The 25,307-nt window shown below is 69.5% G+C and carries 22 protein-coding genes and 1 pseudogene; 11 read left to right on the top strand and 12 right to left on the bottom strand.

The features are described from left to right. Positions 1 to 113 precede the first annotated feature (113 nt). Positions 114 to 1,409 carry an isocitrate lyase gene (gene aceA, locus AC1PK7_RS01270; RefSeq protein ID WP_010343745.1) on the bottom strand — a complete coding sequence of 432 codons (1,296 nt, stop codon included), beginning with the start codon at positions 1,407 to 1,409 and terminating at the stop codon, positions 114 to 116. A 139-nt stretch (positions 1,410 to 1,548) separates the two neighbouring features. Next, complete coding sequence (gene aceB / locus AC1PK7_RS01265) at positions 1,549 to 3,189, bottom strand: malate synthase A (protein ID WP_481099599.1); 1,641 nt, start codon at positions 3,187 to 3,189, stop codon at positions 1,549 to 1,551. Positions 3,190 to 3,297: 108 nt separating this feature from the next. On the opposite strand from aceB, the gene AC1PK7_RS01260 reads away from it, so the two are divergent. The 4 genes from AC1PK7_RS01260 to AC1PK7_RS01245 all read left to right on the top strand — a co-directional run bounded on the left by AC1PK7_RS01260 (position 3,298) and on the right by AC1PK7_RS01245 (position 7,002). Beyond that, a complete protein-coding gene (locus tag AC1PK7_RS01260; protein WP_481099598.1) occupies positions 3,298 to 4,266 on the top strand; it encodes a LysR family transcriptional regulator in 969 nt (322 codons plus the stop codon). A 192-nt stretch (positions 4,267 to 4,458) separates the two neighbouring features. After that, positions 4,459 to 5,721 (top strand): cation:proton antiporter, encoded by a 1,263-nt coding sequence (locus tag AC1PK7_RS01255; RefSeq protein WP_481099597.1) that lies wholly within the window; start codon positions 4,459 to 4,461, stop codon positions 5,719 to 5,721. Between the two features lie 128 nt (positions 5,722 to 5,849). After that, on the top strand, positions 5,850 to 6,581 hold the full coding sequence (locus AC1PK7_RS01250) for a DUF6597 domain-containing transcriptional factor (protein WP_481099596.1): 732 nt from the start codon (positions 5,850 to 5,852) through the stop codon (positions 6,579 to 6,581). A 70-nt stretch (positions 6,582 to 6,651) separates the two neighbouring features. Continuing rightward, positions 6,652 to 7,002, top strand: coding sequence for a VOC family protein (locus AC1PK7_RS01245; protein WP_481099595.1), 351 nt, complete (start codon positions 6,652 to 6,654; stop codon positions 7,000 to 7,002). Between the two features lie 33 nt (positions 7,003 to 7,035). Here AC1PK7_RS01245 and AC1PK7_RS01240 read toward each other — a convergent pair whose 3' ends face one another. Further along, positions 7,036 to 7,668: a TetR/AcrR family transcriptional regulator gene (locus AC1PK7_RS01240; RefSeq protein WP_481099594.1), complete on the bottom strand. Its 633-nt coding sequence runs from the start codon at positions 7,666 to 7,668 to the stop codon at positions 7,036 to 7,038. A gap of 92 nt (positions 7,669 to 7,760) precedes the next feature. Between AC1PK7_RS01240 and AC1PK7_RS01235 the strand changes: the two genes are divergently transcribed. Together AC1PK7_RS01235 and AC1PK7_RS01230 are read left to right on the top strand one after the other, a co-directional pair. Beyond that, complete coding sequence (locus AC1PK7_RS01235; RefSeq protein ID WP_481099593.1) at positions 7,761 to 8,813, top strand: MBL fold metallo-hydrolase; 1,053 nt, start codon at positions 7,761 to 7,763, stop codon at positions 8,811 to 8,813. After that, the gene (locus AC1PK7_RS01230) at positions 8,810 to 9,739 is read left to right on the top strand and encodes an oxidoreductase (protein WP_481099592.1); all 930 of its coding nucleotides are present in this window, start codon (positions 8,810 to 8,812) and stop codon (positions 9,737 to 9,739) included. Before AC1PK7_RS01235 ends, AC1PK7_RS01230 begins: the two co-directional genes overlap by 4 nt. A gap of 125 nt (positions 9,740 to 9,864) precedes the next feature. Here the strand turns inward: AC1PK7_RS01230 and lepB are convergent, their stop codons facing one another. The 6 genes and pseudogenes from lepB to AC1PK7_RS01200 form a co-directional block, all read right to left on the bottom strand. Beyond that, positions 9,865 to 10,494: a signal peptidase I gene (gene lepB, locus AC1PK7_RS01225; protein WP_481099591.1), complete on the bottom strand. Its 630-nt coding sequence runs from the start codon at positions 10,492 to 10,494 to the stop codon at positions 9,865 to 9,867. Positions 10,495 to 10,627: 133 nt separating this feature from the next. Beyond that, positions 10,628 to 11,020, bottom strand: a complete 393-nt coding sequence (locus tag AC1PK7_RS01220) for a hypothetical protein (protein WP_481099590.1) — start codon at positions 11,018 to 11,020, stop codon at positions 10,628 to 10,630. 152 nt (positions 11,021 to 11,172) lie between these two features. After that, on the bottom strand, positions 11,173 to 11,682 hold the full coding sequence (locus AC1PK7_RS01215) for a hypothetical protein (protein ID WP_481099589.1): 510 nt from the start codon (positions 11,680 to 11,682) through the stop codon (positions 11,173 to 11,175). A gap of 80 nt (positions 11,683 to 11,762) precedes the next feature. Beyond that, the gene (dcp, locus tag AC1PK7_RS01210; protein ID WP_481099588.1) at positions 11,763 to 13,922 is read right to left on the bottom strand and encodes a peptidyl-dipeptidase Dcp; all 2,160 of its coding nucleotides are present in this window, start codon (positions 13,920 to 13,922) and stop codon (positions 11,763 to 11,765) included. Between the two features lie 217 nt (positions 13,923 to 14,139). After that, positions 14,140 to 15,105 carry an isoaspartyl peptidase/L-asparaginase family protein gene (locus AC1PK7_RS01205; RefSeq protein ID WP_420010299.1) on the bottom strand — a complete coding sequence of 322 codons (966 nt, stop codon included), beginning with the start codon at positions 15,103 to 15,105 and terminating at the stop codon, positions 14,140 to 14,142. 264 nt (positions 15,106 to 15,369) lie between these two features. Further along, positions 15,370 to 15,891: pseudogene (locus AC1PK7_RS01200) on the bottom strand (cyanophycinase); the annotation flags it as partial. 351 nt (positions 15,892 to 16,242) lie between these two features. On the opposite strand from AC1PK7_RS01200, the gene AC1PK7_RS01195 reads away from it, so the two are divergent. From AC1PK7_RS01195 to AC1PK7_RS01185, 3 genes are all read left to right on the top strand, one after another. Next, on the top strand, positions 16,243 to 16,815 hold the full coding sequence (locus AC1PK7_RS01195; RefSeq protein WP_209030423.1) for an RNA polymerase sigma factor: 573 nt from the start codon (positions 16,243 to 16,245) through the stop codon (positions 16,813 to 16,815). Continuing rightward, positions 16,796 to 17,842 carry a FecR family protein gene (locus AC1PK7_RS01190; protein ID WP_481099587.1) on the top strand — a complete coding sequence of 349 codons (1,047 nt, stop codon included), beginning with the start codon at positions 16,796 to 16,798 and terminating at the stop codon, positions 17,840 to 17,842. The genes AC1PK7_RS01195 and AC1PK7_RS01190 overlap by 20 nt, the downstream gene beginning before the upstream one ends. A 114-nt stretch (positions 17,843 to 17,956) precedes the next feature. Continuing rightward, complete coding sequence (locus AC1PK7_RS01185; protein ID WP_481099586.1) at positions 17,957 to 20,992, top strand: TonB-dependent receptor domain-containing protein; 3,036 nt, start codon at positions 17,957 to 17,959, stop codon at positions 20,990 to 20,992. A 370-nt stretch (positions 20,993 to 21,362) separates the two neighbouring features. On the opposite strand, the gene AC1PK7_RS01180 is transcribed toward AC1PK7_RS01185, so the two are convergent. Then, positions 21,363 to 21,917 carry a lysophospholipid acyltransferase family protein gene (locus AC1PK7_RS01180; protein ID WP_160961425.1) on the bottom strand — a complete coding sequence of 185 codons (555 nt, stop codon included), beginning with the start codon at positions 21,915 to 21,917 and terminating at the stop codon, positions 21,363 to 21,365. Between the two features lie 51 nt (positions 21,918 to 21,968). Further along, the gene (gene arfB, locus AC1PK7_RS01175) at positions 21,969 to 22,400 is read right to left on the bottom strand and encodes an alternative ribosome rescue aminoacyl-tRNA hydrolase ArfB (protein WP_010340085.1); all 432 of its coding nucleotides are present in this window, start codon (positions 22,398 to 22,400) and stop codon (positions 21,969 to 21,971) included. 161 nt (positions 22,401 to 22,561) lie between these two features. On the opposite strand from arfB, the gene AC1PK7_RS01170 reads away from it, so the two are divergent. Together AC1PK7_RS01170 and AC1PK7_RS01165 are read left to right on the top strand one after the other, a co-directional pair. Continuing rightward, complete coding sequence (locus tag AC1PK7_RS01170; RefSeq protein ID WP_371184104.1) at positions 22,562 to 23,086, top strand: DUF2059 domain-containing protein; 525 nt, start codon at positions 22,562 to 22,564, stop codon at positions 23,084 to 23,086. Between the two features lie 328 nt (positions 23,087 to 23,414). Next, positions 23,415 to 24,386, top strand: a complete 972-nt coding sequence (locus AC1PK7_RS01165) for an IS110 family RNA-guided transposase (RefSeq protein ID WP_481099585.1) — start codon at positions 23,415 to 23,417, stop codon at positions 24,384 to 24,386. Positions 24,387 to 24,480: 94 nt separating this feature from the next. Here AC1PK7_RS01165 and AC1PK7_RS01160 read toward each other — a convergent pair whose 3' ends face one another. Beyond that, positions 24,481 to 25,266 carry a pseudouridine synthase gene (locus AC1PK7_RS01160; protein WP_481100822.1) on the bottom strand — a complete coding sequence of 262 codons (786 nt, stop codon included), beginning with the start codon at positions 25,264 to 25,266 and terminating at the stop codon, positions 24,481 to 24,483. Positions 25,267 to 25,307: the final 41 nt, after the last annotated feature.

Raw genomic sequence — 25,307 nt, 5'->3', positions numbered from 1 at the left:
GCGGTAGACATGGTCGCCGCGCCATCGGCACCCGCGCTTAAAAAAAGCCCGGGCGAACCCGGGCTTCCCACCTCCTGCCAGGGAGGGGCGATCGATCGGCACCTGGCTGCAGGTCAGGCCGCCTTCTCGCCATGGAACTGCTCTTCCTCGGTCGAGCCGGTCAGCGCGGTGGTCGAGGACTGGCCCTGCTGGATCGCCTGGGTCACCGCATCGAAGTAGCCGGTGCCGACCTCGCGCTGGTGCTTGACCGCGGTGAAGCCGCGGTCGGCGGCGGCGAACTCGGCCTCCTGCAGTTCGACGAAGGCGCTCATCTGCCGGCGCGCGTAACCGTGCGCCAGGTTGAACATCGAGTAGTTCAGCGCGTGGAAGCCGGCCAGGGTGATGAACTGGAACTTGTAGCCGTAGCTGGCGATCTCGCGCTGGAACTTGGCGATGGTGGCGTCGTCCAGGTTCTTCTTCCAGTTGAAGCTGGGCGAGCAGTTGTAGGCCAGCAGCTTGCCGGGGAACTTGGCATGGATGGCCTCGGCGAACTTGCGCGCGAACTCCAGGTCCGGCTTGCCGGTCTCGCACCAGATCAGGTCTGCGTAGGGCGCGTAGGCCAGGCCGCGGCTGATCGCCTGGTCCAGGCCCTTGCGGGTGCGGAAGAAGCCTTCGACGGTGCGCTCGCCGGTGGTGAACGGGCGGTCGTTCGGGTCGATGTCGCTGGTCACCAGGTCGGCGGCCTCGGCATCGGTGCGCGCCACCAGCAGGGTCGGCACGCCCATCACGTCGGCGGCCAGGCGCGCGGCGTTCAACTTCTCGATCGCCTCGCGGGTCGGCACCAGCACCTTGCCGCCCATGTGCCCGCACTTCTTCACCGAGGCCAACTGGTCCTCGAAATGCACGCCGGCCGCGCCGGCCTCGATCATCGCCTTCATCAGTTCGAAGGCGTTGAGCACGCCGCCGAAGCCGGCCTCGGCGTCGGCCACGATCGGCTGCAGGAAGTCGATCTCGTCCTTGCCTTCGGCGTGGTGCAACTGGTCCGCACGCAACAGGGTGTTGTTGATGCGCTTGACCACCGCCGGCACCGAGTCGGCCGGGTACAGCGACTGGTCCGGGTACATCTGCCCGGCCAAGTTGGCGTCGGCGGCGACCTGCCAGCCGGACAGGTAGATGGCGTTGAGCCCGGCCTTGACCTGCTGCATCGCCTGGTTGCCGGTCAGCGCGCCCAGCGCGTTGACGAAATCCTTCTCGTGCAGGTACTTCCACAGCTTCTCGGCACCGAGCCGGGCCAGCGAATGCTCCACGTGCACCGTGCCGCGCAGGCGCACCACGTCGGCGGCGGTGTAGTTGCGGGTGATCCCGGCCCAGCGCGGATCGGTATCCCAGTCGCGCTGGATCTGTTCGGCGGTCTGCAACGTGGTGCTCATCTGGCGTTCTCCTCGAAAAATGGATGCAGCGATGAAACGTGGGGCGGTGGTCGGATATAGGCTTGGCAGGCACGGGAGAGGTCAGAGACAGAGACATCGCTTTCACGAATCCCCAATCCCGACTCCCCAATCCCCGCGTTCAATCAATCAACTGATAGGCCGGCAAGGTCAGGAAGTCGGCCAGTTCTTCGTCGCGCGTCAGCCGGTCCAGCAGCGTGATGGCCTCGTCCACCCGCGCCCCGCCCGGCAGCAGCGCTCGCTCGCCCAGCCGTGCCGGCAACTGCCGCAGGCAGGCGTCGAACAGGGCGAAGTCGATGGCGGTGCCGTCGTCCAGGTGCAGGCCGCCCACGTGCAGCCACTGCCACAGCTGGCTGCGGCTGATCTCGGCGGTGGCGGCGTCCTCCATCAGGTGGTGGATCGGCACGCAGCCGTTGCCGTCGAGCCACGCCGCCAGGTAGCGCACGCACACTTCGATGTTGCCCTCGAAGCCGGCGCGGGTGATCGTGCCGGTGGACGGGGCGATCAGCGTGTCGCGGTCGGCCTGCACGTCCTCGCGGCGCACCGCATGTTGGTTCGGCGTGCGCATGTGTTCGTCGAACACCGCACGGGCGATCGGGATCAGCGCCGGGTGCGCCACCCAGGTGCCGTCGTGGCCGGCGGTGACCTCGCGCAGCTTGTCCGCGCGCACCCGCGCCATCGCCTGTTCGTTGGCCGCCTCGTCGTGGCTGATCGGGATCTGCGCGGCCATGCCGCCCATCGCATGCGCGCCACGACGGTGACAGGTGCGGATCAGCAATTCCGAATAGGCCTTCAGGAACGGCTGGGTCATGGTCACCTGGCCGCGCTCGGGCAGCACCCGGTCCGGATGCCGGCGGAAGGTCTTCAGGTAGGAGAAGATGTAGTCCCAGCGGCCGCAGTTCAGGCCGACGATGCGCCCGCGCAGCGCGTGCAGGATCTCGTCCATCTCGAACACCGCCGGCAGCGTCTCGATCAGCACGGTGACCTTGATCTGGCCTTGCGGCAGGCCGAGCATGTCCTCGATGTGGGCCAGCGCGGTTTCCCACAGCGCCGCTTCCTCCATCGACTGCAGCTTGGGCAGGTACAGGTACGGGCCGCGGTCCTTGGCCTGCAGCGCGCGTCCGTTGTGGAAGGCGAACAGCGCCGCATCGAACAGGCCGCCGGCCAGTGGCTGGCCATCGACCAGCACGTGCTTCTCGTCCAGGTGCCAGCCGCGCGGGCGCACGATCAGCACGGCCTGTTCCTCATAGGGTCGCAGCGCATAGCGCTTGCCCGGGCTGCCGTCGCGCGCGGCCGGCGCGGTGAAGGTCAGCGTCCCGGCCACCGCCTCGGCCAGCGCGCGCTGGCCGGCGACCAGGTTGCGCCAGGTCGGCGCGGTCGAGTCCTCGAAGTCGGCCATGTACACCTTGGCGCCGGAGTTCAGCGCATTGATGACCATCTTCGGATCGGTCGGGCCGGTGATCTCGACCCGGCGGTCCTGCAGCGCCTCGGGCAGCGGCGCCACCTGCCAGTCGCCCTCGCGGATCGCCCGGGTGTCGTCGCGGAAGTCCGGCAGGCCGCCGGCGTCGAAGAAGGCCTGGCGCTCGCGACGCGCCGCCAGCCGCGCCTGCCGCTCGGGCTCGATCGCCCGGTGCAGCGACACCAGCAGGGCCAGCAGCGGCGGCGGCAGCAGGGCGTCCTGGCCGGCCAGCGAGGTGGTCAGGGCGATGCCCGGCGTGGAACGCGTGGGGTCGGGAGCGACAGCGAAAGCGGGGGCGGACATGTGGGGATTCCTCGATGTTTCCGGGGCTCCACCGTGCTGCCAGGCCATGTATTTGACAAAGCAGTTTTGTCAATGCTTTATATAAGTAAGACTTATAACTGTCACGTCATGGCCACGGGCAACGCTGCAACCCCGCGATTTCCTTACAAATCCGACCGGCTCAAACCGCTGCGCGCGTTCTGCCAGACGGTGCGCCTGGGCGCGGTGTCGCGGGCCGCGGAGGCTTTGTTCGTCAGCCAGCCGGCGGTGACCCTGCAGTTGCAGGCGCTGGAGCGGGAGCTGGGGGTGGTGCTGTTCGAGCGCAGCGGCCGCCGCCTGGTGCCCAGCCGCGAGGGCCAGTTGCTGTACGAGATGGCGCAGCCGCTGGTGGAGAGCCTGGACCGGCTGGAGGCCGACTTCCGCGAGAAGGCGCGGGGACTGGACGCCGGCGAGCTCAACGTCGCCGCCAACAGTTCCACCATCCTCTATCTGCTGCCGAAGATCGTGGAAGCCTTCCGCGCCCGCCACCCGCAGGTGCGGCTGACCCTGCACAACGCGATCAGCGCCGACGGCACCGACCTGCTGCGCGAGGACGCGGTGGACCTGGCGGTCGGCTCCATGCTCGACGTCCCCGCCGACCTCAGCTACGCCCCGGTGTACCGCTTCGAACAGTTGCTGATCGCCCCGCACGACCACCCACTGGCCCGCAAGCCCAGGCTGACCCTGGAAGACCTGTCGCCCTACCCGCTGATCCTGCCGCCGCGGCGCCAGGTCACCTACCGCCTGGTCGACCTGGTGTTCCAGCAGGCGCGCGTGCCCTACACCGTGGCGCTGGAGGTCGGCGGCTGGGAGGTGATCAAGCAGTACGTGGCGATGGGCATGGGCGTGTCCATCGTCAGTTCGATCTGCCTCACCGACGCCGACCGCGCGCGCCTGGCCACCCGCGCCCTGGGCGATTACTTCCCGGCGCGCAGCTACGGCGTGGTGGTGCGCAAGGGCAAGTACCTGTCGCCGCAGGCGCGCGCCTTCATCGAACTCATCCAGCCGGACCTGTTCACCCCGCGCGGCTACGACGAGAGCGGGCCGTCGGAGCGGTGAGCGTCGTGGCAGCAGGCGCGTTCCCGGCCATGGCGCGTCGCGCTCCGCCCCCCCAATGCGGCAGCCCCCGATCGCCTCCCCCGGCAGATGCCGCTCTCACACTGACATACACTGGCGGCACGTTGCGCTCGCTGGGGACCACCGGGCGCATGGCGCCCTCGGCATCCGCTCCGACCCCAGGAAGGAAGCGCAATGAACCCCACGACGCTGTTGCTGATCCAGTTGGCGCTGATCCTCGGCGCCGCCCGCCTGTGCGGAATGCTGCTGCAACGGGTCGGCCAGCCGCCGGTGATCGGCGAGATGGCGGCCGGCCTGCTGCTTGGCCCGATCGCCTTCGGTGTGTGGCTGCCTCATTGGCACGGCCTGGTGTTCGCGCCGGCAAGCCTGCCGCCCCTGTCGGGGCTGGCGAACGTCGGCGTCGCGCTGTTCATGTTCGTGGTGGGTGTGGAGCTGCGCGCACCGGAAGGCACCAAGGCGCAGGTCCGGGCGTCGTTGGCGGTCGGCGTGTCCGGCATCGTGCTGCCGCTGCTGTTGGGGCTGGCGGCCGGCGCCTGGCTGTTTCCGCAGTTCGCCCCGCCGGGCATCGGCTTCTGGCCGTTCTCGCTTTTCATTGCGGCGGCGATGTCGGTCACCGCCTTCCCGGTGTTGGCGCGCATCCTCAAGGACCGCAACATGACCCGCACTCCGGCCGGACGCCTGGCGTTGGGTGCGGCGGTGATCGACGACGCGACCGTGTGGATCTTCCTGGCCGTGGTGCTCACACTGACCGGCGGCAATGTGCATGGCGGCGTCGGTGCGACCGTCCTGGGTGCATTGGCGCTGATCGCGATCACCTTCGGCGTGCTGCGCCCAGTCTACGCGCGCCTGCTGCGACCGCGTGCGCATGACGGGCGCTACGCGCCGACGGCACTGGCCTGGGTACTGATCGGTCTGCTCGGCTGTGCGGCGGCTGCCGAATGGATCGGTCTGCACGCGATCTTCGGCGCGTTCCTGTTCGGCGTGTGCCTGCCCCGCGACGACCGCCTCCTCGAGCATCTGGGCGAGCGCATCGAACCGTTGGCCATCGCATTGCTGATGCCGGTGCTGTTCGCAGTGGCAGGCCAGGCCACCAGCCCCACCGCCTTCGCCGGCGCCGGCTTCGTCGGCTTCGCCGTGGTTGTCGGCGTGGCCGTGACCGGCAAGCTGGTCGGCTGCACCCTGGGCGCGCGCTTGAGCGGCCACGATTGGCGCGACAGCCTGACCGTCGGCTCGTTGATGAACGCGCGTGGGTTGATGGAACTGGTGGTGATCAAGATCGGCCTGGACAGCGGCCTCATCGGCCCCGACCTGTTCACGCTGTTGTTCGGCATGACCCTGTTGACCACGCTGATGGCCTCTCCCATGGTGGCCTGGTTCCAGCGCCCTTCCGCCGCCTCGACGACCGAACGGCTGCACGCCGCGGGTCGCAGGCGCTGAGTGATGGCGATGGCGATGGCGATGGCGATGGCGAACACGTTTCCCTGGACCGCATGTGCACGCTGCGCAGCGATGCGACGCGCCACATGCCTCGGCGCCCCGGCACATGCGCGCCGCGGCGTTGCGCGATGAGCGCGGCGCAGACGCCATCGCACTACGTCGAAGTTGGCCCGCCACCGGCACTGCGCGACCGCCTGCGCTGCAGTTGGCGGTTCCGCCAGGGCGAGGCCGACACCGCTGCGACGCAGGTGCTGCCCGACGGCTGCGTCGACCTGATCTGGGACGGCCGCGCGCTGTTCGTGGCCGGGCCGGACCGCCGCGCCAGCGACGCCACGTTGGCGCCGGGCAGCGTGTTGACCGGCATACGGCTGGCGGCCGGGGCCGGCGCCAGCCTGCTCGGCGTGCCGCTGCATGCCGTCGCCGACCAGCGCGTGCCGCTGGACGCGCTGTGGGGCATGCGCGGCCGCGACTGGCAGGCGCGGCTGGAGGATGCCGCCGATCCGCTGGCGGCCTTGCACGCGCTGTGCGCCAGCCGGCCGCTGCAGCCCGACCGCGCGATGGCCTGGCTGTTCGCGCAACTCGCCGGCAGCACACCGCCGCGACTGGCCGCATTGACCGCCGCGCTGGGCATCAGCGAGCGCACGCTGCGGCGACGCAGCCACGACGCGTTCGGCTATGGCGCCAAGACCCTGGAGCGCATCCTGCGCCTGCAACGCTTCCTGGGCCTGGTCCGCCAGCATCCCAACCTGACCGCGGCCGCCCTCGAGGCCGGCTACGGCGACGCGCCGCACCTGGTGCGCGACAGCCGGCAACTGACCGGGGTCAGCCCGCGCGAGCTGGTGCAGCGGCACGCGCGCTGAGTTGGCCGTTTTCGCCAAGCCGGCGCCGCCGCGGCGCGGGATACTGGCGACTCGTCCACAGGAGCCGCCCATGTCCCGCGCCGAACAGCATCACCGCATCGACTACCTGGAATTCGCCGTCGCCTCGATCGATGCGGCCAAGGCCTTCTATGGCCAGGCCTTCGACTGGAGCTTCCAGGACTACGGCCCGGACTACTGCGAGTTCCGCGACGGCCGCCTGAGCGGCGGCTTCTTCCACGGTACGCCGCAGCCCGGCGGCGCGCTGGTGGTGCTGTACTCCCACGATCTCGCCGCCACCCAGGCGCGCATCGAGGCCGCCGGCGGCCGCATCGTGCGCCCGGTGTTCGCCTTCCCTGGCGGACGCCGCTTCCACTTCGCCGACCGCGACGGCTACGAACTGGCGGTGTGGTGCGAGGGCTGATGGCCGCTGCGCACGCGCGACGATGCGGCCGCGCTAGTCCGGATCGCGCGCGTAATGCCCGAGGAACATGTCGGCCGCCGACGCGGCGACCTCGGCCTGTTGCGCGGGGCTGAGCGGCGGCTGGCCCATGCTCAGCTGTGGCCAGAACGCGAAGCCCTTGATCAGCGCATGCAACTGCTGCGCGGCGAACTCGGGCTGCAGCGGCTTGAGCCGCCCATCGGCCAGGGCCGCGCGCAACCACACCAGGGTGCCCTCCTCCTTGCTGCCCAGGCGCGCGACCAGGTCGCGCGCACGCTCGGGCGCGCGCAGGCCCTCGACCATCGCCATTCGCGACAGGCCCAGGAAGGCGGAGTCGTCGAACATCTGCAGCTTCTGCTGCAGCAACTGCAGCAGTTGCGCGCGCAGCGGCTGCTGCGGGTCGTAGGGCACGCCGACCGTCTCCAGGCTGCGTTGCCAGAGCTGCACCAGGATCTCGTCGAACAGCGCGTCCTTGCTGGGGAAATGGTTGTAGACGGTGCGCTTGGATACGCCGGCGCTGGCCGCGACGCGGTCCATGCTGGTGGCCTCGAAGCCATGGCCATGGAACTCGGCGATCGCCGCCTCCAGGATCGCCTGGCGCTTGCGCTCGGTCAGCCGTGCCGGAACGGGCGTGGAAGGAGAAGCCATGGGCGGATGTTACACCGACCGGTTTACTTTCACGAAAAGGAAACTACACTGTGTAGTGTAATTCTCGCGCTCGTCTTCCAAGGATTGCTGCCATGTCCGCGTCCGCTTCCTCGCTGTCCCCTGTTCCGCCTGCGCATCTGGCGTCGCCGCAGTACCGCCACGGCCGCTTCCGCAACGCCACCCCGGGCACCAGCGGCGCGCCCGGCCTGGCCGGGACCCTGCGGATCCTGTGGCATCTGCTGACCCGCAAGTCGGCCGAGGCGGTGCCCGCGCAGCCGCTGCCGGTGCTGCCGTTGACCGCCGCGCAGTTGCTGGCGGCGCCAGACCACAGCCTGTACCGGCTCGGCCATTCCACCGTGCTGCTCAAGCTGCGCGAGCGTTTGTGGCTGACCGACCCGGTGTTCTCCGAACGCGCCTCGCCGTTTCCGTTCGCCGGCCCGCGCCGCTTCCACGCCCCGCCGATCGCGCTGGACGCGTTGCCGCCGATCGCCGGGGTGATCCTCTCGCACGATCACTACGATCACCTGGACCGCACCAGCATCCGCCGCCTGGCCGAGCGCGTCGGGACGTTCGTGACCCCGCTGGGCGTGGGCGACCTGCTGCGGCGCTGGGGCGTGGCCGCGGACAAGGTGCGGCAACTGGATTGGTGGCAGTCGACCACGGTGGACGGGGTGACGCTGACCGCGACGCCGGCGCAGCATTTCTCCGGCCGCGGCATGTTCGACCGCGGGCGCCGGCTGTGGTGCTCGTGGGCGATTGAGACGCCCGACCTGAAGCTGTTCTTCAGCGGCGACGGCGGCTACTCCGACGGCTTCAAGGCGATCGGCGAGCGGCTGGGCCCGTTCGATGTGAGCCTGATCGAAAACGGCGCCTACGATGTCGATTGGCCGCACGTGCACATGCAGCCGGAGCAGACCCTGCAGGCGCATCTGGACATCGGTGGACGCACGCTGCTGCCGATCCACAACGGCACCTTCGACCTGGCCATGCACGCCTGGCACGAACCCTTCGAACGCCTCGCGGCACTGGCCGACGCTGCTGGCGTGGCGCTGGCCACGCCGCGCATGGGCGAGCGTGTCGACTTGGCGCAGCCTGCGCACGGCGAGCGCTGGTGGCGCGCACTGGCGCAGGGGGTGTCGCTGTGAGCCGCTGGACACTGTCCGACCTGCCGTCGCAGCGCGACAAGATCGCCATCGTCACCGGTGCCAGCCCTGGCGGCCTAGGCTACGAGACCGCGCTGGCCCTGGCCGGCGCGGGCGCCAGCGTGGTGCTCGCCGCGCGCAACGCGGGCAAGGGCGAGAGCGCGCGGCAGGCCATCCTCGCCGCGCATCCGGCGGCCGACGTGCGCGTGGAGGCGCTGGACCTGGCGCAGCTCGCGTCGGTGGCCGCCTTCGCCGAGCGCATCGCGGCGCGCTTCCCGCGGCTGGATGTGCTGATCAACAACGCCGGCGTGATGGCGCCGCCGCAGCGGCAGACCACGGCCGACGGCCTGGAACTGCAGTTCGGCAGCAACTACATCGGCCACTTCGCGCTGACCGCGCGGCTGCTGCCGCTGCTGCGCGCTGCGCCGGCCGCACGCGTGGTGAACCTGTCGAGCCTGGCGCACCGCCAAGGCCGCATCGACTTCGACGACCTGCAGTGCGAACGTCCCTACCGGCCGTGGAAGGCCTATGGGCAATCCAAGCTGGCGATGCTGATGTTCTCGCTGGAATTGCAGCGGCGCAGCGACGCGCGCGGGTGGGGCCTGTGTGCAGTCGCCGCGCATCCCGGCATCGCGCAGACCGCGCTGGTCGCCAATGGCCCGGACGCAGACGGCCGCCGCAGCGTGGTGGGCACGGCGACCAAATGGCTGGCCCCGTTGATCAGCCATTCCGCCGCGGCCGGCGCACTCCCTACGCTCTATGCCGCGACATCGCCGCAGGTGCGGGGTGGCGCGTACTACGGACCGGACGGCCCGTTCGAACTGAAAGGCGACCCGGCACCGGCCAGGATCGCCCGGCAGGCGCGCGATCCGCAGGTGGCCGCACGGTTGTGGGAGGTGGCGTGCACGCTGGCCGGCGTGGCGTTCTGACTGCACCGCGGCACCAGCAGGTTGCCTCCGTAGGAGCGGCTTCAGCCGCGACAGGCGTTACCGGGAATGCCCGTCGCGGCTGAAGCCGCTCCTACGGAGCATGTTCCCTCGTCGTTAGCCGCGCTCTACAGCCGCGCCCACTCGAATCCCTCGCCGCAACGATAGAACACCGCCAGCGCCTTGCCATAGACGCTGTCGGCATCGACGAAGCCGAAATAGCGGCCATCGAAACTGTCGCCGCGATGATCGCCCATGACCAGCAGCTTGCCCGGCGGCACCCGCACATCGTGCAGGTCCGGGCCGCCACCCGCGTCCAGGTCGAGTCGGGCGATGCGCGCGCCGAACCGCTCCTGATCGCCTGCGGCGTCCACCTGCAGCGGCTGACCGTTGATGGAGAGATGACCATCGCGCACATCCACACGGTCGCCCGCCACCGCCACCACGCGCTTGATCAGGCGGGTGCCGTCGTGCGGCGAATCGAACACCGCCACGTCACCGCGCTGCGGTCGGTCGCGTTCGAGCAAGCGGTACTCGGTGAACGGCACGCGCAGCCCGTAGGCGCTCATGTCCACGGCAACGCGATCGCCGGGCTGCAGCGTCGGCTGCATCGAGCCGGAGGGCACCACGTAGTGATTGGCGAAGGACGACCGCGCGGCGGTGAGCAGCAACAGCATCACCACCATCGGCAGCAGTTCCTTGCGGGTCCAGCGCGCGGCGCGCTGCAGGCGGGTGGCATGCGGATCGGCGTGGGTCATGGGGCACCTGGGGTGAACGAGGCGGCACGGGGTGTGTCGTCGCGACAGTGCGCGCTTGGCGGCTCGGGGAGCCAGTGACGAAAGGCATGGCGTCGCCCGGCACAGACGCATGCCGACACCATGAAGACGGCAACTACTTGCAGTCCGGAAACTCACCCACTTTGACGACGGGAGGCAGACGCTCCTCGTTTCCGCCCTCACTCCCTTGTTCGCCATTGAGATAGGTGATCCGCGCGCCTTTCCCGTCGCGACGCACTACATAAAGCGGCTCGCTCCGCTCCGAATACACCACGAGCGTTTCGTCTTCGGCATGCGTCGAGAACAAGGACGGGGTCAACGGCCCGCCCTCGTAGCGCTGGATCAACAGCCGGGTGCCATCGACGGCGGGCAGGATCCAGATCGTCGTCCCCAGCAAATCTCCGCCATCCTCGGACCAGCAGACATTGGAAAAGCTCTGCGGTCTCGATGCGCCGAAATGCGCCGAACCCGCTGCTACGCTCATCAGAAGCGCCAGACCCACCATCATGTTTCGACTCCCATGCATCAGCTGGATGAATCAGCCGCAATCATGCCGCATCTGTCGAGACGCGCCACCTTGGCGGTTCGAGCGTACTTTCCCAGACCGCAGCGCGCGCCAGCGTGCGAACAAAAGAACGGCGGTCACGCCTCGGCAGATGCCTACGGCGTGACCTCGATGCGGTTGGATGTGGCGGGCTTGAGGGAACCGACCTGATCGGAAACATTCGCGGCGGTGGTCGCCGGAAGTTCGCGATACCGCAACAACGGCTGCACAACCACCAAGTAGCGGCGTCCAGGCACGATCCGGTAGCTCCGGGACAGATCCACCGTTGCGGATTTCGACTTGCCCGGAGGCAGAATCACATCAGGCACCGAACCCGGGAGCTGCCTCACGTGAATGCCAAGGTAGTCCACCGGACTTCCATCTTCCTGCAGCACTCGGAACAGATTCGCTTGCAGTCGCCCGTCACGACTCACCTCGGGGATATAGGCATCCGGCACCGCGATCGGCTGATCGCCCGCATTGATCAGGGTAATCGTGATGACCGCTGCCCCCGTGCTGTTGCTGGCTGCTTGCGCGTGTTCCAGCCGGATGTCCAGCCGTCCTGCGGCAGACGCCGCAAAACAGGCGCCCAGCATCACCATGCCGACAATCCAGTTTCCCTTCATGTCCCTCTCCTTCGCCAACAAAAAACGGGATGGCCGCAAGGCCATTCCGTTCTCCACACACCCGATCGGCGCAGCGCCGATCAGTTCTTCAGACCACGGTTTTCCAGCAGCGGCTCGACGCTGGGGTCCTTGCCGCGGAAGTCGCGGTACAGGGTGGCCAGGTCGACGGTGTTGCCGCGCGAGAGGATCTTGTCGCGGAAGATGTCGCCGTTGGCGCGGGTCAGGCCGCCGTGCTCCTTGAACCACTGGAACGCGTCGTCGTCGAGCACTTCCGACCAGAAGTAGGCGTAGTAGCCGGCCGAGTAGCCGCCGCCCCAGATGTGGTCGAAATAGGTGGTGCGGTAGCGCGGCGGCACTTCGGCCAGGTCCACCTTGTACTTCTTCAGCGAGTCGGCCTCGTACTTGTCCACGTCCTGCAGCGGCGCGTCGGCCGGCAGGGTGTGCCAGGACAGGTCGAGCAGCGCCGCCGACAGGTACTCGGTGGTGGCGTAGCCCTGGTTGAAGGTGCGCGACTTCTTGATCTTCTCCACCAGGTCGGCCGGCATCGCCTCGCCGGTCTGGTAGTGCTTGGCGTAGTGCGTGAACACCTTCGGATCCGACGCCCAGTGCTCGTTGAACTGCGAGGGGAACTCGACGAAGTCGCGCGAGGTGGAGGTGCCGGCCAGGGTCGGGTACTTCACGTTGGAGAACATGCCGTGCAGCGCATGGCCGAACTCGTGGAACATGGTGGTGACGTCGTCGAAGCTCAGCAGCGCCGGCTGGCCCGGGGCGGGCTTGGTGAAGTTGCAGACGTTGTAGACCACCGGCTTGGTGCCGGTCAGGCCGTTCTGGCCGACGAACTCGTCCATCCAGGCGCCGCCGGACTTGCTGTCGCGCTTGAAGTAGTCGGTGTAGAACAGCGCCAGCGACTTGCCGTCCTTGTCGAACACTTCATAGACCTTCATCCCGTCGTGGTAGGTGGGGATGTCGGTGCGTTCCTTGAAGGTGAGGCCGTAGAGCTGGTTGGCGGCGTAGAAGACGCCGTTCTGCAGCACGTTGTCCAGTTCGAAGTACGGCTTGATCTGCGCTTCGTCGAGGTCGTACTTGGCCTTGCGCACCTGCTCGGCGTAGAAGTCCCAGTCGGCGGCGGTGAGCTTGAAGCCGCCCTTCTGCGCGTCGATCACCTTCTGCATCTCGGCCGCTTCGCTGCGCGCCTTGGCGGTGGCGGCAGGCACGGTGTCGGTGAGCAGCTTCAGCGCCGCGTCCGGGGTCTTGGCCATCTGGTCGCTGAGGCTGTAGGCGGCGTAGCTGTCGAAGCCGAGCAGCTTGGCCTTCTGCGCGCGCAGCTGGGCCAGGCGCTGCACGGTCTGGCGGGTGTCGTTGGCATCACCCTTCTCCGCGCGCGACTGCGAAGCGGCCATCACCTGCTGACGCAGGTCGCGGTCCTTCAGCGACGCCAGCACCGGCTGCTGGGTGGTGTTCTGCAGGGCCAGCAGATACTTGCCGTCGAGCTTGCGCGCGGTGGCGTCCTGCGCGGCCGAGGCGATGTCGCCGTCGGACATGCCGTCGAGCTTGGCCTTGTCGTCCACCACCACGGCGCCAGCGGCGGTGGCCGCGACCAGCTTGGTGTGGAACTGCGTGGCCAGGGTGGTCTCTTCGACGTTGAGCTTGCGCAGGGTGGCCTTGTCGGCGTCGGACAGCTGCGCGCCGGCACGCACGAACTCCTGGTATTCGTACTCGACCAGGCGCTTCTGCTCCGGGTCGAGGGTCAGCGTGTCGCGCTGGTCGTACAGGCTCTTGATGCGCGCGAACAGCTTGGGATCCAAGCTGATCTCGTCCTGGTGCGCAGCCAGCTTGGGCGCGATCTCTTCCTGGATCTTCTGGCGGGCATCGTTGGTGTCGGCCTGGACCAGGCCGAAGAAGATGCGCGACACGCGGGTCAGGGTCTCGCCGCTGCGCTCCATCGCCTCCAGGGTGTTGGCGAAGGTGGCCGGCTCCGGGTTGTCGGCGATCTTGCGGATCTCGGCCAGGTGCTGCTTCATGCCTTCTTCGAACGCCGGCAGGTAGTCGCTGTCCTTGATCTTGTCGAACGGCGGCGCCTGGAACGGCAGCGTGCTGGGGGTAAGCAGCGGGTTGGTGGCGGCGGCGGGCTGCGCGGCGGCCGGAGCAGCGGGGGCGGCGGGCACGGGGGTGGACTCCTTACCGGAACAGGCGGCCAGCGCCAGGCTGATGGCAGCGGCCAGAACGACGTTACGCGACATGAGGTGGAACTCCTGGGAGGACCTTGGGGCCAAGACAGCCGCCCACGTTACCGGGTTTGCATGGCAGCGGCATGTGCCATTGGCTCGGCCCGGCGCGGCAGCCAGCCGGCGTACAGATCGCCGGGCACGGGCCGGGCGCCGGCGCCACCAGCGCGGGGCCCGCAACGCGACTCCCAGGCCAGCCGGCGCACCGCGCAGGCGCGCCGGCGCGCGGGGCTCACTGCCCGCCGGGCAGCGGCAACGCCTCGTCCTTGAAGATGGCCACGTGCGGCACGCCGTCGGCGCCGATCCAGCCGCGGTACATGCCCTCGGTGTTGAACGGGAAGGCGACGCTGCCGTCGGCGCCCAGCGCGATGGCGCCGCCGTCGCCGCCGGCCTTGGGGATCTGCTGGTCGATCACCGCGTCGGCGGCCTGGGCCAGGCTCTGCCCGGCGTACTTCACCCGCGCACAGATGTCGTAGGCGGCCACCGCGCGGATGTAGAACTCGCCCCAGCCTGTGCCGGACACCGCGCAGCGGCTGTCGGCGAAGGTGCCGGCGCCGATGATCGGCGAGTCGCCGACGCGGCCGTAGCGCTTGTTGGTCATGCCGCCGGTGGAGGTGCCGGCGGCCAGGTTGCCCTGCAGGTCCAGCGCCAGCGCGCCGACCGTGCCGAAGTGCTTGGCGGTCTCCAGGTCGGCGTGCGCCTGCTTGTTGGCCTCTTCCTTCAGCGCCTGCTGCAATTGCTGCCAGCGCTTCTCGGTGCGGAAGTAGGACGGATCGACCAGGGCGATGCCGTGCTGCTTTGCGAAGACCTCGGCGCCATCGCCGACCAGCATCACGTGCTCGGACTGGTCCATCACCGCACGCGCCAGCTCGATCGGGTTCTTGACCCGGTGCACGCCGGCCACCGCGCCGGCCTTGCCGGTGCGCCCGTCCATGATCGCCGCGTCCAGTTCGTTGCGGCCATCGTGGGTGAACACCGCGCCCTTGCCGGCGTTGAACTGCGGCGAATCCTCCAACACCGCGATCGCCGCGGCCACCGCATCCACTGCCGGTTTGCCCTGTGCCAGCAGCGCCTGCCCGGTGCGCAGCGCCTTTTCCATCGCCGCGCGCGCCTCGGCCAGATCGGCGGCGCTGCTGCTGGCGCGCTCGACGCCGGCACCGCCATGGATCACCAGCGTGGTGGCGGGAATCTCGCGCATGCGCCCGTCCTGCACCGCGTAGTAGCGGTGAAAGACCGGCGCCTCGACGCGGCCGTCGGGCAGGTGCAGGGTGGAGCCGGGGCCGACGCCGACCGTCTCGATGCGCGCGGCCTGCAGTGGCTGCCCGGCCGGGGTGGGCGGTTGCAACGGCCCGGCGACCACGGTGGCCACGGCCTGCGGATCGGTGGCATAGACGCGCGCGGTGCCGTCGCCTTCCACCGCCACCGCGGCGCTCTCGTCCACGCCCAGGCCGATCAGCGGTTCCCCCTTGGGCGCCAGCGTGGCCGCCTTGGCGCGGAACGCGAACAGGCGGCCGAGGCGGTCGCGTTCGCGGAAGTGGGTGTCGGTGATGACCCGCTTGAGCAGATCCAGGTGCAGGAAGTAGGTCTCGAGGGTGACCGCCGGCCCCAGCGGATCGGCCAGCGCCGCCGGGCTGGTGATGCTGCCGCCGTCCATGGAGCCGTACAGGTACTCGCCCAGCATCGCCAGGCCGGCGCTGGTGCCGCCCAGCGGCTTGCCGGCGCGCACGTGCGCGTCCAGCGCGTCGGCCACCGGCGTGTTCTTCCAGTAACGCACATAGCGCGACTGGTCGCCGCCGGCGATGAAGATGCCGTCGGCGCGGGCCAGCGCGCGCAGCAACGCCGGGTCGCTGGAGGCGCCGCGGCCGCTGAACACGAAGGTCTCCACCGAGGCCACGCCGCCGACCTTGCGGTAGAACTCCTCGCCCACCTCGCCCGCCTGCGAGGCGCGCAGCACCACCACGTGGCCGTGCCCGGCCTTGGCCATGAACCAGCGCAGCGCGTCGTAGTTGCGGTCGCCGCCGCCCATCAGCAGCAGGCCGGGCGACACCGGGCCGGGCGTGGGCGCGGCCGGATCGCCGACCAGGTACTGGCGGTAATCGCGCGCGACGGCGGGCGTGGCCAGGCACAGGCCCAGCAGCAGCGAGAGCCAGGGCCGGAACAGGCCGACGGAACGGGTCATGCGGATCTCCTCGGGAACGGGGCGGGCAGGCGAGCGTGCGGCTCGTTGCTGAGAGGGGACGAACGGCGGCACGGTTTCCCCCCGCCGGCTCACCCTCCCACGTCGGCGCGCGCGGCACTTGCCCGCACGCGCCGGCGATCGGCTAATGTGGGATCCATGTCCGCTTCCCTCGACGATTGGTTCGTCCAAGAAATCCTGGTCCACGAGCAGGCGCTCAGCGGCTACCTGCGGCGCTGCTGGCCGCATCGCGAGGAATGGCACGACCTGCGCCAGGAGATCTACGTGCGCGTCTACGAGGCCGCCGGCAAGGCGCGGCCGAGCCTGCCCAAGTCGTTCCTGTTCGCCACCGCGCGGCACCTGATGACCGACCGGCTGCGCCGCAACCGGGTGGTGTCGATCGAGGCGGTGGGGGATCTGGAGTCGATGCACGTCCTGATAGACGAGCTGTCGCCGGAACGCTGGTGCGGCGGACGGCAGGTGCTGGGTCGGCTGGCGGCGGCCTTCGACCGGTTGCCGGACCGCTGCCGCAGCGTGGTCTGGCTGCGGCGGGTCGAGGAACTGCCGCAGAAGGAGGTGGCCGTGCGCCTGGGAATCAGCGAGAAGAGCGTGGAGAAGCAGGTGGCCCGCGGCATGCGCCTGCTGGCCGATCATTTCCATGGCGACGAGGGCGCAGCGGCGCCGGCGAGGCCGTTGCAGGCGCGGGCACGCGATGGACAGCAGGTGGATTGAGGCGCGTGCGGCGGCCTGGCTGGCGCGGCGCGACCGCGGCGACTGGACCGACGCACGGCAGGCGCGCCTGGATGCGTGGCTGGCCGCGGCCACCGCGCACCGGGTGGCGTTCCTGCGCCTGCAGGCCGCCTGGCAGGAGAGCGGGCGCCTGCAGGCGCTGGGCGCAGGCCAGCGCGACGGGCAGGTGCCCGAACGCGGCCGCTGGCAGGGCCTGGGCGGCCGCGTGGTTGCGCCGGCGGCCTCGGCCGCACCGGATCTGCGCGGCCTGCGCTTCGCCCCGCGTCCGCGCGCACGGCCGCGACGGCGCTGGCCGGCCGCACTGGCCGCGGCAGTGCTGGGAGTCGCGGTGCTGTCCCTGCTCTGGCGCCATGCGGTCGAACCGGTCCCCACCGCCTATGCCAGCGTCACCGGCCAGTTGCGCCCGGTGGCCCTGGCCGATGGTTCGCAGGCCACGCTGAGCAGCGACAGCCGCATCGCGGTGGCGCTATCGCGCGCGCAGCGGCGCATCGACCTGCAGCGCGGCGAAGCGTTCTTCGCGGTGAGCAAGGATCCGGCCCGGCCGTTCGTGGTCGACAGCGGCGCGCGCCGGGTGGTGGCGGTGGGCACGCGCTTCGCGGTGCGCCGCGAGGCCGACGCGCTGCGCGTGGTGGTCACCGAAGGCACGGTGCGGCTGGAATCGGCCGGCGCACCGCAGGCGCCGCCGCTGCTGCTGCACGCCGGCAGCATCGCCCAGGCCGGCCCGCACGGGGTGTTGGTGCGGCGGGTGGCGCTGACCGAGGCCGAGCGCGTGCTGGACTGGCGCAGCGGCTACCTGAGTTTCGACGACACCCCGCTGCAGGCGGCGGTGGCCGAGTTCAACCGCTACAACACGGTCAAGCTGCAGGTCGCCGATGCCGGCGCCGCGGCGTTGCGGGTCGGCGGCAACGTGCGCTGGTCCAATGTCGACGCCTTCGTGCGCCTGCTCGAACAGGGGTTCCCGATCCGCGCCGAACGCCGCGGCGACACGGTGCTGTTGCACAGCCGGTGAGCCGCCGCGCGCCGGCCAGGCGCGATGGCGGGGGGATTTGCCGGTCTCGTTCGTCCTGGAGCTACGGAGGCGCGCTCCGCGCCCGTTTGGGGAGAAAACTCGATGCGGTATCCGATGCGTGCCCTGCTGCTGAGCATGGCCTGTGCGAGCGCCTGTGCGGCGCAGGCGCAACCCGCTGCCGTGGCCGCCACCGGCACGGTGGACATCCCCGCCGGCCCGCTGCGTGCGGCGCTGGACACGCTGGCGCGGCAATCGGGCGCGCAGCTGCTCTACCGCGCCGACCAGCTCGGCCAGGCCCGCAGCGGCGGCGCGCATGGCCAGTTGGACACCGCGCAGGCGTTGCAGCAGGTGCTGCGCGGCAGCGGCTTCGTCGCCCAGCGCGACCCCTCTGGCGCGTGGCTGGTGCGGCGCCAGGAGCCGGCGCCGGCGCGCACGCAGCCGGCCCGTGCCGCCGCGCCAGCGCCGGCCGCGACGGCCGACGCCCCGGTGGCGCAACTGGAGACCCTGCGCGTCACCGGTTCGCGCATCCCGCGCACGCAGGTGGAAGGCCCGGCGCCGATCAGCGTGATCAGCGCCGAGCAGATCAAGGCCAACGGCTTCACCTCGGTGCCGGACGTGCTGCGCGCGATGACCCAGAACGGCGGCGAGACGCAGAGCCCGCAGTCGGCCAGCGGTGCGGACTTCTCGCCCGGCGCGCAGCAGGTGGACCTGCGCGGACTCGGCCCCAACCACACCCTGGTGCTGGTCAACGGCCGCCGCATCGCCGACTTCCCGATGCCGTTCAAGGGCCGCAGCAACTTCACCGACATCTCCAACATCCCGCTGGGCATGATCGACCGCATCGAGATCCTGACCGGCAGCGCCTCGGCGATCTATGGCTCGGACGCGATCTCCGGCGTGGTCAACTTCATCCTCAAGAAGCACGCCGACGGCACCACGCTGGACTACCGTTTCGGCGACACCACCCGCGGCGGCGGCGAGAGCTTCAACCTCAGCCTCAGCAGCGGCTGGTCGCGCGGCAACTTCGATGCGGTGTTCGGCGCCGAGCTGGTGTCGCAGACGCCGCTGTGGGCCTACCAGCGCAGCCGCCAGGACAGCACCCTGGACGGTCCCACCGCACGCGCGCAGGTGCCGCGGCGCACCTTCCTGCGCACCGACTATGACGACAACTATCTCGATCCGGGTGCGGACACCTGCGCGGCGGTGTCCGCGCTCAACGGCGGCAGCACCGGCTACGCCACGCGCCCGGGCTATGGCGCGTTCTGCGGCAGCAGCGCCTCGATCGGCTACGGCACCATCACCAACAAGCGCCGCGGCCTCAACGGCTACGCCTCGCTGCGCTACACCTTCGACAACGGCAGCGAGTGGTTCGCCGACGTGCAGCTGGGCTATCACGAGCTGTCGCTGTTCCGCGACGTGACCCAGTGGGGCTACATGGCCCCGGACGGCAACGAGGAAGGCTATTTCTACAACCAGGCCAGCGGCCAGGTGGAAGCCTGGGGACGTCAGTTCAGCCCGGAGGAGATGGGCGGCCTCAATGCCGGCACCATCCGCACCCGGCAGAAGACCTTCAGCGTCACCACCGGGTTCAAGGGCCACCTGGGTGCGGACTGGGACTACGAGACCAGCCTCAGCCACTCGCAATACCAGGCCACCATCAGCTGGCCGCAGATCGTCGCCGCGCGCGCCAACGCGCTGTTCCTCGGCCCGCAGTTGGGCGTGGACGACGACTCGGGGTTGCCGATCTTCGACGCCGACCCGCAGCGCCTGTACACGCCGCTGCGCCGCGCCGAGTACGACAGCATCGCCCAGCGCACGGTGTACCAGCCGCGCTCGCGCACCGACACCCTCGCCTTCACCGCCACCAACACCGCGCTGTTCGCGCTGCCCGGCGGCGATGCCGGCATGTCCGCGACCGCCGAGTTCGGCAACCAGAGCTACAACCTGCGCCCGGATCCGCTGGCCACGCAGTACTACTACTACAGCTGGAAGGACTCCGACGGCCACGGCAGCCGCAACCGCTGGGCGCTGGCCAGCGAACTGCGCCTGCCCGTGCTGTCGACGGTGTCGCTGAGCCTGGCCGGGCGCTACGACCAGTACCGCTTCGCCGGGCGCTCGCTGGGCAAGTTCACCTACAGCGGCGGCCTGGAGTGGCGGCCGGTGCAGTCGCTGCTGGTGCGCGGCTCCTACGGCACCGCGTTCCGCGCGCCCGACCTGCACTATGTGTATGCCGGCCCGGGCAACGACGAGACCACCGGCGTGGACTACTACCGCTGCGCCAGCGAGGAACCGGGCGTGGCGATCCAGGACTGCAGCTACAACGAGGAAGCGCTGATCCGCGGCCGCAGCGGCAACCGCGCGCTGAACCCGGAGAACAGCACCTCGTGGACCGCCGGCCTGGTGTGGTCGCCGCTGGCGGACCTGGACCTGTCGCTGGACTACTTCGACATCGACATGCGCGACCAGGTGCAGGACCTGCGCGTGGACCAGGTGCTGCGCGACGAGGCCGACTGTCGGCTCGGCGTACTGCAGGCCACCTCCACCACCTGCCAGCAGGCGCTGGCGCGGGTCACCCGCAGCGCCGACGGGCGCCTGTACGGGGTCTACGTCAACCCGATCAACATCGCCCGCGAACGCACCAACGGCATCGACCTGAGCGCGCAGTACCGCCTCGACACCGGCATCGGCACCTTCCGCCTGAGCGGCAACTACACCTGGGTGCGCCGCCACGACATCCAGGTGTACGCCGGCGAAGCGATGGTGGACGAGTTCGCGGTCAACAGCGGCTATGACATCCCGCGCACCAAGGCCAGCGCCAGCGTGTCGTGGGAGCGCAACGCCTGGACCGCGACGCTGCACGGCGAGCGTCTGGGCCGCCTGCCGAGTTCCGATTCCTACGACCAGGTCTACGACCCGGACAGCGGCGACAGCCCGTGGATCGGCGCCACCTACCGCTACAACGCCTCGCTGCAGTACCGCTTCACCGACCACGCGCAGCTGTCGCTGACGGTGACCAACCTGTTCGACACGATGCCGCCGCACGACCGCACCTATACGGCGTATCCGTACTACGACGTGTCCTGGTTCGACACCGTGGGCCGCAGCGTGTACCTGCAGTACACGCAGAAGTTCGGCGGCAGCGCGTTGTAGCGCCGGGAGCGAAGCCTGCATGTGGGAGCGGCGTCAACCGCGACGAGCGAAAGCGAATGGTCGGCTGATACCGTCCGTCGTCGGGACTAAAAGTCCCTCCCACAGTGCAGCCCTCCAGCGATACTGGCACCGCACATATGGGAGCGGCTGCAGCCGCGACGAGTGAAGCCCAAAACCACTCGGCACCTTCCCGCGTCGGGACTGAAGTCCCTCCCACAACGACATCCGACCCATGCACCGTAGGAGCGGCTTCAGCCGCGACCGGCGCTTTTCCCGATGTCCCGGTCGCGGCTGAAGCCGCTCCTACGGCATCGGTTGGTGCCGCTGGATAAAACGGCGGATGCGCGCCGCCGTCAGCCGCCGCTGCCCGTCACAACGTATCGCGATGCTTGCCGCGCCAAGGCCGGTACCATTCTCGGATCGCGGCGATGTCGGCCTGCATGTCCTCGCTGGTCCACACCACCTCGCCGAGGCCGACGGTGCGGCTGGGGTAGTCGAAATACACCGGGAAAATCGGCACCTGCGCGCCGTGGGCGATCTTCCAGAAGCCGGTCTTCCACTTCTCCACGCGCTTGCGCGTGCCCTCCGGCGTGATCACGTACCACATGCGCTCGGCGCCGCGGATCAGCGCCACCGCCTGTTCCACCACCCCGCGCGGCGACTTGCGGTCCAGCGGGATGCCGCCGAGCTTGCGCAGCAGCGGTCCCAGCGGCCACCAGAACAACTGGGTCTTGCCCAGCACCCGCACCTCGAAGCCGACCGCGAACTTGACCGCGAAGCCCAGGAACCCGTCCCAGTTGGACGAATGCGGCGCCACGATCATCACCAGCTTCGGCACGTTGGGGAACTCGCCCACGACCCGCCAACCGGTCACCCGCAGGGCGGTGCGGCCGAGCCAGCGCATGAAGCGGCTGGGCTTGACCATCGGCATGTTCGGCGGCGCTGCGGGCAGGCGGTAATCGCGTTCGGTCAAAAGTCACTCCCAGCGGCCGGGCGACCGGCCGCGTTTGATCTGGCTGCGCTCGCGCTTGGCGTCCAGGCGTCGCAACTTGGCGCCGTGCGAGGGTTTGGTGGCGATGCGCCGCTTCGGCACCGACAGCCCGGCGGCGATGAACTCGGCCAGGCGCTGGCGCGCATCGTCGCGGTTGCGGTCCTGGGTACGGAAGCGCTGCGCATCGATCACCAGCACGCCCTCGGCGGTGATGCGCCGATCGCGCCGCGCCAGCAGCCGCGCGCGCAGCGGCTCCGGCAACGACGGCGAGCCGGCCAGGTCGAAGCGCAACTCGACCGCGGTGGCGACCTTGTTGACGTTCTGCCCGCCGGCGCCGCTGGCACGCACGAAGCGCTCGACGATTTCGTCCTCCGGAATCGTCAGGCTGCTTGAGATGTGGATGGCCCCGTTACCCATGGCGCGGATTGTAGGGTATTCGCCGGACCGCCCGGTTTCCGCGTCGGCGCCGCCTGAACAAGCCAGGGAGCGGACGCCGGCCGGTCGCGCGTCCGCGCAGCCGGCGGCGGCGCGGCGATTGCCGTATTCTGGCCGCCGGTCATCGTTCTGCAGGATGCTCCATGTCCCCGACTCCGCGCTTCTTCCGTTGGCCGCAGCGCCTGCTGCTGGCCCTGCTGCTGGCCCTGGCCGCCCTCCCGGCGCTGGCCGAGCCGCCCACCGATGCCGACGTCAACCGCCTGCTGTCGGCCTCGCGCGCGCAGAACATGCTCGACACCATGCTGCCGCAGATCGAGGCGATGCAGCGCCAGCAGTTCGCCCAGCTCACCGCGCAGCACCCGCTCGACGCCGCCCAGCAGCAGAAGCTGCAGCAGATCCAGGAGCGCACCCAGGCCACGGTGCGCAAGGCGCTGTCCTGGCAGGAGATGCGTCCGCTTTACGTCAACCTGTACAAGCAGACCTTCTCCAAGCAGGACGTGCTGGCGATGGCCGAGTTCTACGAGAGCCCGGCCGGCCAGAGCCTGCTCGACAAGACCCCGCAGCTGATGCAGAACCTGATGGGCGCGATCCAGCAGAAGATGACCCCGCTGTTCGCCGACCTGCAGAAGGACCTGGAACAGACGGTCAACGCGCCGCCGGCCAAGTAACACAGCGCTGGCCTTGCGCGTCGTAGGAGCGGCTTCAGCCGCGACCGGGCGTTACCGATGAAGCCCGGTCGCGGCTGAAGCCGCTCCTTGTATCTGGACATGAGGCCCCCGCGGCGTTATGTCTTCCGACTGATCATCGGAGCAGTGCGGGAAGCCCAGTCGCTCCTAAAGCCACGAGCTTGCATTGTAGATTGGCTCCCGCATTGCGCATGCTGGCCCATCGGTGTCCGTACGGTATCCAGAGTCCGCCGCTGGCGTGAACTCGCATCCACAAGGCAGGACCGGGCGCAGCGGTGATCGTGTTCACCCTACGATGGAGGAATTCCCCATGTCCCCAGTCGTCGGTATCGACGTCGCCAAACACAGTTTCGATCTGGCCATCGATCTGGCCAACGGCAAGTACCGCACCAAAGCCAAGCTTGCGAACGATCCCACGGGGTTCCAGACCCTACGCACGTGGCTGCAGACCCACGCGCAGGCGGACAGCTGGATCGTGATGGAAGCCACCGGCACCTACCACGAGGCGCTGGCCGAGTTCGTGCACGCCTTGGGCTACCGGGTGTGTGTCCTCAACCCGGCGCAGACGGCGCTGTATGCGCGCAGCCAGCTGACTCGGGTCAAGACCGACCGGAGCGACGCCAAGCTGATCGCCAGCTATGGCCTGCGCCATGCGTCGCAATTGCGGCCGTGGCAGCCCGATCCGCCGGCCCTCAAGCATCTCAAGGCGCTGGTGCGCCGCCGGGACGACCTGCTGCAGATGCTGCAGATGGAGCGCAATCGCCTGGATGTTGCCGCGCCGGTGGTGCGCGACTCGCTGCTGGAGATCATCAGTCAGCTCCAGGCGAGCATCGCCCAGATCGAACGGGCCATTGACGACCAAATCGACCAGGATCCGACCCTGCGCGGGCAGCGCGAGCTGCTGGTCAGCATCGACGGGATTGCCCACAGGAGCGCAGCGTTGTTGCTGGCGGAGCTTGGCAACGTGGAGCGCTTCTCTCACGCCTCGGCGGTGACTGCCTTTGCCGGGTTGAATCCACGGCTGCAGGAGTCGGGTAAGCGCCAGGGCCAGGTCTGCATCTCCCGCACCGACTCCCCACGCCTGCGCGCCGGCCTGTTCCTGCCGGCCTTGGTCGCCATGACCCACAACCCGGTCGTGCGCGCGCTCAAACAACGCCTGCGCGAACGCGGCAAGGCCAACAAGCAGATCATCTGCGCCGCCATGCGCAAGCTGCTGCATATCGCCTACGGCGTGCTCAAATCCCGCACGCCCTTCCTCCCTCAAAAGGCCCTTGCCTGTTAGAGGGGAAGACGGTATCTACAGGAGGCTTCCGTCGTTACTCGTGGTGCCCCGACGTCGCCGCTGCCACACCGGCCATGCGGCGCGCCGCCTGCCCTTATTCGGCCGTACTGCCGGCGGCATCCACCCGCCAGGGCGCCGTATCCCACCCGAACAATCCGAACGCGCGCACGAACTCCGCATCCAGCGGCGCGGTCACCGCGATCCGGCGTCCGTCCGGATGCGGAAACGCCAGGCGTTCGGCGTGCAGCAGCATGCGGTGCACGCCCTGCATGCGGAAGATGCGGTTGTGGCGGCCATCGCCGTGGCTGGTGTCGCCGATCAGGTGATGCGAAAGATGCTTGAGATGGCGGCGGATCTGCCGGAAGCGCCCCGTCACCGGACTGCAGCGCAGCAGCGCATAACGCGAGGTGGCGAACTCGCCCGAGGGCACTGGCAGTTCGCCGCAGGCCAGGCGCGCGAAGCGGGTCTGCGCTGGTTTCTTCAGCGGCTTGCCGGGGCCGCCGTCGAGGTCGTGGTCGACGTCGAAACGGTCTTCGGCCGGCCAGCCGCGGCAGATCGCCAGGTAGTCCTTGTCCACCTCGCCCCCCATCAGCGCCTTACCCAGCGCACTGGCGGTGTCGCGGTCGAAGGCCAGCAGCAGGCAGCCGCTGGTGGCGCGATCGAGCCGGTGCACCAGGAAGATCGGCCGGCCCAGCTGCGCACGCAGGCGGTCGGCGAGGAAGTCGTCCTCGCCGCGGGCGAGCTTGCTGTCGTGGACCATCAGCCGGGCGGGCTTGTCGACCACGGCGAGCAGCGCGTCCTGGTAAAGGATCTGCAAAGGGGCTTCGGCGGTATTCACCTGCGGATTATCCGTGCCGCATCGGCGCGCCACAATGCGCATCGCCTGGCTGCGTCCAGACGCGCGATGCGTCGGCACGATCC

This window comes from Xanthomonas sp. NCPPB 3174, assembly GCF_056725205.1.
This window is presented reverse-complemented; position numbering and strand designations above follow the sequence as displayed.